Genomic DNA, 7,890 nt, shown 5'->3' on the forward strand with positions numbered 1-7,890 from the left:
GACTCTGCGCAATCTTGCAATAGAAACAAACTAAAATGAGCCGTCGATTTTTTAATATTATTTCGAGAACATTTTACATAATTGGAGTTATTCCGTATTTCACCTTTTCAGGACTGGCCGTTCTTGTGCTCCTGCGCTTGAACCGCGGCTTCCTTGACAGAAAGTTCTATGTGGCGACGAACAAGAGAACGCGATTCCGTCGCCGGTTTCCTTTGCTGGATTTCTGCTTCCTGGGAAATCGCAACCTGGCCGATCCCAATCCCTGGTTCTCTCAACGCGACTATCTCGCGGCGCATCGCTCGGCGGCCAAATGTGGGCCGGTCCTGCATTTCCTGCTGTTCTCCCGCAACCGGCCGACGGGGCGCGGTGAGGCCCTTCATCGCGCGGCGATCGCGGCGGGTCTGGTTTCCGTCATCCCGAATGCCTCTCGCACCGCGACCAGTGTCGCCGATCCGTCTCGCGCGCATGTCGTGCTCGACATGTGGCCCGAAGTGAAGGCCGATCTCGACGATCTGCGCGACGTCGCGAGAGGCGCGACGCCGACATCGGAGATCCAACGGCGCCTCGTGACCAATCCGCGCGGCCTGCCGGACGCGGTGGTAGAGCGCTACGCCTGCGCCGTGGTCGCGGCCATGCCGCGCGATGTGCGCCATCTCGTGCTTGTGCCCTGGCTCGGCGTGTCGGGCGGCTCGGAAGTGGTGACGGAGCGCGTCTTCGCCTTTCTGCGCCAGCGCTATGACGGCGGCCTGTGCATCTTCTCGCCCGATGCCGAGTTCGATCTGCCGGTGACGGAGAGGGCCCGCTTCGGCATGCCCGTGGTCGCCATCAACGACATCGCCCCCGCCCTGACGCTCGAGCAGCGCATCCGGGTGCTCGACCGCGTCCTGATCGAACTGCGTCCCGGCACGGTTCACTGCATCAATTCGTCCGTGGGCTGGTCCGCCTTTCGCACAAATGGCAAGTTCTACTCTCCCGACACGAAGATATTCGTCAACATCTACAGCGATGTACGAATTAAAGAGGGAGCTCCGGTCGGGTTCTTCTGGAGCTTCCTTCCGTTCATGCTCGATGGGCTGGCGGGCGTCATCGCGGACAACGAGACCATCATCGGCAAGGCACGCCGCTATTTCGGCCTGACGGCGCCGCAGATGGAGCGCTTCCACGTGGTGCGCACGCCGGTACTCGGCCTGGGCGGGGAGCACCCCCCTCACCGCTTCCGGCCGGTGCCGGAGGGGCCGCGCCCGCGAAGGACGCTCTGGATGAGCCGGATCGCCCAGGAGAAGCGTCTCGACGTGCTGCGGGCGGTCGCCATTGCGGCGCCGGACCGTCACTTCGACATCTACGGCGCCATATTGGCGGTCTCGCAGAAGGTCGATCTCTCCTGGGTCGATGAACTCCCGAACGTCACCTATCGCGGCCGGTTCGAGGACCTCGCCAGCCTGCCGACCGACGACTATGATTCGTACATCTTCACCACCTCCATGGAAGGGATGCCCATCTCGATCCTCGAGGTCGCCCTGCTCGGGCTGCCGATCGTCGCTCCCGATGTCGGCGGGATCGGCGAGTTCGTCGGACCGCAGACCGGCTGGCTGGTCAGCGGCCCGGACGCGGTAGACGAGTATCTGGCGGCCCTGAAGGAGATCGAGGCGAATCCGGATCTCGCGCGCCAGCGTGTCGAGGCGGCGCGGCAACGGCTGGTCGAGCGGCACAGCTGGGAAGCCTTCTCGCGGAGCCTTCTCAACCTGCCGGGCTATGTCCAGCCGGATGTCGGGCACGAACGGCAGCAATCGGCATGAGCAAGAGCGATATCTCGGTGATCCTGTGCGCCTATGGCGAGACACAGGCGCTCGCGGCGACGATGACGTCGGTGGCGCGCGCCGTCGCCCATGCCCGCGCGCAGGGCCTGAGCGTCGAGTGCCTGATGGCGGCCAGCCATCTGCACGGCAATCTGAAGGACTGGGCCGCGGAGTATGTGCCCGGGGACTGGCAGGTCGTGGATGCGCGCACCTCCCTGATCGGAGCGACGCGGCAGGCCGGCATTGCGCGGGCCCACGGGGTGCATGTCGCCACGATCGAGGCCGGCGACATGTGGTCGAGGACATGGCTGGCGGCCGCCCACGCCGCCGCGCGGGCGGCCGGGACGGAGGTGGTGTGGCACCCGCAGATCGTCTTCCGCGTCGGCAACGACTATTTCGACGGCCGCCCCTACTGGACGCAGTTCCAGCCCGACACCCTGGAAGACGGCCTCGGCATGAGCGATCTTCTCGCCGCCGAGCCCTATGCGGATGGCGGCTTCGTGCCGCGCGCCCTGCTGGAGCGCGTGCCGTTTCCCTGCGAGGATGCCGCCCGCGGCTGGGGGCATGTCGACTGGTGGTGGGCCTGCCGGGTGGCGGGCGCCGGCCATCACCATCGAACGGTGCCCCGAAGCTTTCATTACCGGATCCTGACGTCGGCCAGCGAGCCCTTCGGCAAGCCTGCCGTGCCGGCCGGCCATCGCGTGGGGCCGATCATGTCGGTCGGTCCGGAGGCGGACGCGGGATAACAGGTCGGAAAGAGACGCCGCGCAATCTTGGCCGGCGCTTCCGATGGCAGATGGGAGATTTCACGATTTTCTGGCGTCTCTTGAATATCCTGGGCCGGATTGCCCGGCGCAGGAGCCGGCCGCTGCGCCTTCTCGTCGACGTGCGGGAGACGCCGACTTCGCGCGGCTTTCATGCGCTGGCCGTTCTCAACCTGATCGCGGCGCATCTGGCCGACGTGACGCTCTTCCTGCTCACGACCGGCGACGGGGACGAGATGTCCGCCATCGAGGTCTTCCGGGCCGATCACGGCGTGACGGCCACCATCCTCACCGAACCGGAGTTGGAACTGGACAGTCTCCGCTTCGATCTCGTCTTCGCCGTGGCCGAGGCCGCCGGGGACCCCGCCTCTGAACCGCAATTCGCCGGACGGGCGCGACGCTCGCTCATCGGCGCCATGTTCCAACAGATTCCCCCACGGCACGGAATGGTCGTCGTCGACGGACACGACACGGCCGCGATGGCACGAAGCCTTGCCCGGCTCATCGATCCCCTGGCGATCGATCCTTCCTTCACCACCAGGCCGGTCTCATGCGCATCCTGATCGTCGGCATGCATAACAGCCCCCATCTGCATCGATGGATCGAGACCATCGACGACGGGCGGGCGACCATTCTCATCTTCCCGGCGACAGCTTCGCAGGCGCCAACCCCCGCGCACTACCGCTATATCGGCTTTGCCGACATACACCCCGAGCTCGCCCCCGGCGTCTGGGTGATGGATCCGCTCCAGATCAGCGGTGCGGGGGAGCTGGCGAGCTACGCCGACTGGGACTTCATAAGGTTCACCCACAGCTTCGTCCAACCCGCATGGCTGGCCTCGCCCTTTCGGCTGCGCTCGGTCCTGCTGAGGTTCCGTCCCGCGCTTCTGCACTCGCTGGAAACGCAGCTGGCTGGCTATCTGTGTGTCGACGCCTTGCAGGACGTCGAGGGCCGGCCGCCTTGGATCGCCTCGAGCTGGGGCAGCGATCTCGAACTCTTCCGGCGCTTCGAGAAGCACCACCCCATGCTGCGGCGCTTCTGCACGGGCATCGACCGTTTCCTCGCCGACTGCGCGCGCGACATGGTGACCGCCCGACGCTTCGGCTATGCCGGGCCGCCGGTCGAGCCGATGCCGGCGACGGGTGGCGGCGACATAGAGCAACTGGCGAAGATGGCGACCACACCGCCATCGGCGCGCCGCAGCATCATCGTCAAGGGCTATCACAACTGGGCCGGACGCGGTTTGCTGGCGCTTTCCGCCCTCACCCTTATCCGCGATCGGCTCGAAGGTCTCTCGGTCGGGATTCTAACGCCGGCGCCGCAGGTGCGGGCATGGGCCGAGCACATGCGCGCGACCCTCGGCCTGGATGTCGAGGCACTGCCCTACTTGCCGACGCCGGAGGACGCCATGGCGCGCATGGCAAATGCGCGCGCTGTCATCGGCGTCAGCATTTCCGACGGCATTCCGACGACGGTCCTGGAAGCCATGACCGTCGGCGCCTTCCCCGTCCAGACCTCCACCTCCTGTCTGAACGAGTGGATCGTCGACGGTGAAACCGGCATCCTTGTATCGCCGCATGATACCGCCGAGATGGCGGAGGCGATCAGAAGGGCGTTGGCCGACGACGAGCTGGTCGACCGCGCCGCCGAGCGCAACCTCGAAATGGTACGCTCGCGCTGGTCTCGCGAGATCAATCACCAGCGTGCCTGGGATCTGTACCGTTCCGTCGCCCTGACCCGCGACTGAGCGGAAGGCGTCGTGCCAGGCCCGGACGGATGAAACAGGTGCATCGCCGACCATGTTCCACACGCCCGAGCCTTACAGCGCCAAGCGTCGCCTGCTGTCGGCCACGAGTTCCGCAAGCCCGGCCTCGAGGCTCGTGCGGGGACGCCAGCCGAGATCGCGGGCAGCAGCCGAAATGTCGGCAACCGTGTCCATGATCTCGTTCGGGCGGGTCTCGCGGCGATCGACGACCGGCTTCGCGACGCCGGCGACATCGAGGATGAGGCGGACAACCTCCATGACCGAATGGGAGCGGCCCGAGCCGACGTTGAAGACGCCAGCCTTCTCCTTGCGCAAGGCAGCCGCTACCACTGCCCGCGCGACGTCGTCGAGATGGACATAGTCCCGGCGGGGCTCACCATCCGCGAGTTCCACCGTCTCGACGTCGGGAGCCAGCGCCTGCTTCACCAGAGTGGGGATCAGGAAGCGCTCGTCCTGGCCGGGGCCATAGATGTTGAACGGCCGCAGGATGATTGTAGGGACGCCGAGGTCCTTCGCGTAGTAGCGGCAGGCTTCCTCGGCCGCCACCTTCGAGAAGGCATAGGGATTGCCGGGGCGCAGCGGGGCGTCTTCCGCGATTGGCAGGCTTTCCGGTGTGCCGTAGCAATAGCTGCTCACAAGGACCAGCGAGGCGCCGTGGCGGCGGCAGTATTCGAGAGTATTGACCGTGCCCCCGGCATTCACCTGCCAGAACAGACCGGGCTGCTGCCAGGACTGGGGGACGAAGGTGAGAGCCGCCAGATGAACGACCGTCTCCACCGTTCCGAAATCGCCGAAATCGCGTGTGACATCCAGTTCGGTCCGGCCCGGCGCAACGACGGCAGCATTCTCGCGGGCCAACAGGGAGGCGACACGCCTTCCCAGAAAGCCCGAAGCTCCCGTGAGCAGAACCCTCATAGTCAAACGCCCCCTCACGTCAGGCCATGAGCCTTCCGTGCCTGCATGTTCATTCGTCCATCGATCCATGTTAGTTGAACCGCCGCCATTGCGGGAGCCCCAAGGCACAATGAGGCCCGTGCGGGCATGGGCGCGCCCCCCAGGATTTCCCTGCTCCCGCGGGCCCGCATCCGGGCGACTGCGTGGAGCGACTTTTTGGCTCTGCGGGCGCTACGGCGGTATCTGGCGGTGTCGTTTTGGGCTGTACTGACGCACGAAAGCGCCGCCGCGGGTTTTAGCCTGCGGCGGCGCTTTCGTGTTTGTTCGTGACGAAGCAATTGCTGTTCTTTGCAGGCCTGGCAGCGACCTACTCTCCCAGGTCTTGAGACATAGTACCATCGGCGCAGAGGAGTTTAACGGCCGAGTTCGGGATGGGATCGGGTTCAGGCTCCTCGCAATAGCCACCAGGCCGGCAAAGGACAGCAATGAAGCGAAGCAAATCTGGTCTTTATTCATCGATCCACCTGAGTGGATATCGAGGATGAGAACGATCAAGCCAATCGAACGATTAGTACCGGTAAGCTCAATGTGTCACCACACTTACACACCCGGCCTATCAACGTGGTCGTCTTCCACGGTTCTCGAGGGAATACTCGTTTTGAGGTGGGTTTCCCGCTTAGATGCTTTCAGCGGTTATCCCGTCCGTACATAGCTACGCTGCACTGCGGCTGGCGCCACAACAGCTCCACCAGAGGTACGTTCATCCCGGTCCTCTCGTACTAGGGACAAATCCTCTCAATATTCCTACACCCACGGCAGATAGGGACCGAACTGTCTCACGACGTTCTGAACCCAGCTCACGTACCACTTTAATCGGCGAACAGCCGAACCCTTGGGACCTGCTCCAGCCCCAGGATGTGATGAGCCGACATCGAGGTGCCAAACGATGCCGTCGATATGGACTCTTGGGCATCATCAGCCTGTTATCCCCGGCGTACCTTTTATTCGTTGAGCGATGGCCCGTCCACGTGGGACCACCGGATCACTATGGCCGTCTTTCGACTCTGTTCGACTTGTCAGTCTCACAGTCAGGCGGGCTTATGCCATTGCACTCGACGACCGATTTCCGACCGGTCTGAGCCCACCATCGCGCGCCTCCGTTACTCTTTGGGAGGCGACCGCCCCAGTCAAACTGCCCACCATGCAATGTCCCGGACCCGGATAACGGGTCGCGGTTAGACATCCATATCTATAAGGGTGGTATTTCAAGGGTGACTCCACGAGAGCTGGCGCCCTCGCTTCAAAGTCTACCACCTATCCTACACATACCGACACGAATGCCAGTGCAAAGTTGCAGTAAAGGTGCACGGGGTCTTTCCGTCTGACCGCAGGAACCCCGCATCTTCACGGGGAATTCAATTTCACTGAGTCTATGCTGGAGACAGCGGGGAAGTCATTACGCCATTCGTGCAGGTCGGAACTTACCCGACAAGGAATTTCGCTACCTTAGGACCGTTATAGTTACGGCCGCCGTTTACCGGGGCTTCGATTCAAAGCTTGCACCTCTCCTCTTAACCTTCCGGCACCGGGCAGGCGTCAGACCCTATACGTCATCTTGCGATTTCGCAGAGCCCTGTGTTTTTGCTAAACAGTTGCCACCCCCTGGTCTGTGCCCCTTCCACCTGGTTGCCCAAGTGGAAGGCCTCCTTATCCCGAAGTTACGGAGGTAAATTGCCGAGTTCCTTCAGCATAGTTCTCTCAAGCGCCTTGGTATACTCTACCAGTCCACCTGTGTCGGTTTCGGGTACGGTCTATACGTGGGAGCTATTTCCTGGAACCCCTTCGAAGCCAGAACAGAACCAATTCGTCTGACAACACACGGAATTCGTCACTACCCACAGGCTCAGGAATATTCACCTGATTCCCATCGACTACGCCTTTCGGCCTCGCCTTAGGGGCCGGCTAACCCTGCGCAGATTAGCTTTACGCAGGAACCCTTGGACTTTCGGCGACAGTGTCTCTCACACTGTTTGTCGTTACTCATGTCAGCATTCGCACTTCCGATACCTCCAGAGGCCCTCACGGGTCCTCCTTCGCAGGCTTACGGAACGCTCCGCTACCGCTTGCCCGAAGGCAAACCCTAAGCTTCGGCGCGTGGCTTGAGCCCCGTTACATTTTCGGCGCAAGAATCCTAGACCAGTGAGCTGTTACGCTTTCTTTAAAGGATGGCTGCTTCTAAGCCAACCTCCTGGTTGTTTTCGGACTCTCACATCCTTTCACACTTAGCCACGACTTGGGGGCCTTAGCTGTAGGTCAGGGTTGTTTCCCTCTCGACGACGGACGTTAGCACCCGCCGTCTGTCTCCCGCGCAGTACTTCCAGGTATTCGGAGTTTGGTTAGGTTTGGTAAGGCGGTAAACCCCCCTAGCCCATCCAGTGCTCTACCCCCTGGAGTATTCACGCGAGGCACTACCTAAATAGTTTTCGCGGAGAACCAGCTATTTCCGAGTTTGATTGGCCTTTCACCCCTAGCCACAAGTCATCCGAGACCTTTTCAACGGGCACCGGTTCGGTCCTCCAGTGCGTGTTACCGCACCTTCAACCTGCTCATGGCTAGATCACTCGGCTTCGGGTCTAATCCGACGAACTGAACGCCCTGTTCAGACTCGCTT

5 protein-coding genes and 2 rRNA genes (1 of these 7 cut by a window edge) are annotated in these 7,890 nt (G+C 62.6%); 4 read left to right on the forward strand and 3 right to left on the reverse strand.

From position 1 onward, the window contains the following. Positions 1-35: 35 nt before the first annotated feature. From GBB76_RS10310 to GBB76_RS10325, 4 genes are read left to right on the forward strand one after another with little or no spacing between them, the layout of a single operon-like run. A complete protein-coding gene (locus GBB76_RS10310; RefSeq protein ID WP_152303228.1) occupies positions 36-1,796 on the forward strand; it encodes a glycosyltransferase family 4 protein in 1,761 nt (586 codons plus the stop codon). Then, entirely contained in the window at positions 1,793-2,542 is a 750-nt protein-coding gene (locus GBB76_RS10315) for a hypothetical protein (RefSeq protein WP_152303229.1), read from the forward strand. Before GBB76_RS10310 ends, GBB76_RS10315 begins: the two co-directional genes overlap by 4 nt. Before the next feature lie 50 nt (positions 2,543-2,592). Then, on the forward strand, positions 2,593-3,123 hold the full coding sequence (locus GBB76_RS10320; protein WP_152303230.1) for a hypothetical protein: 531 nt from the start codon (positions 2,593-2,595) through the stop codon (positions 3,121-3,123). Next, positions 3,111-4,307, forward strand: a complete 1,197-nt coding sequence (locus GBB76_RS10325; protein WP_152303231.1) for a glycosyltransferase — start codon at positions 3,111-3,113, stop codon at positions 4,305-4,307. The genes GBB76_RS10320 and GBB76_RS10325 overlap by 13 nt, the downstream gene beginning before the upstream one ends. Positions 4,308-4,379: 72 nt before the next feature. On the opposite strand, the gene GBB76_RS10330 is transcribed toward GBB76_RS10325, so the two are convergent. The 3 genes from GBB76_RS10330 to GBB76_RS10340 form a co-directional block, all read right to left on the reverse strand. Further along, positions 4,380-5,240 carry an NAD(P)-dependent oxidoreductase gene (locus tag GBB76_RS10330; RefSeq protein ID WP_162375567.1) on the reverse strand — a complete coding sequence of 287 codons (861 nt, stop codon included), beginning with the start codon at positions 5,238-5,240 and terminating at the stop codon, positions 4,380-4,382. A 333-nt stretch (positions 5,241-5,573) separates the two neighbouring features. Beyond that, a 5S ribosomal RNA gene (gene rrf / locus GBB76_RS10335) occupies positions 5,574-5,688 on the reverse strand. Between the two features lie 78 nt (positions 5,689-5,766). After that, positions 5,767-7,890, reverse strand: a 23S ribosomal RNA gene (locus GBB76_RS10340); it runs 703 nt beyond the window's last position.

Origin of the sequence: Ancylobacter sp. TS-1 (assembly GCF_009223885.1) — a bacterium.
GTDB lineage: Bacteria > Pseudomonadota > Alphaproteobacteria > Rhizobiales > Xanthobacteraceae > Ancylobacter.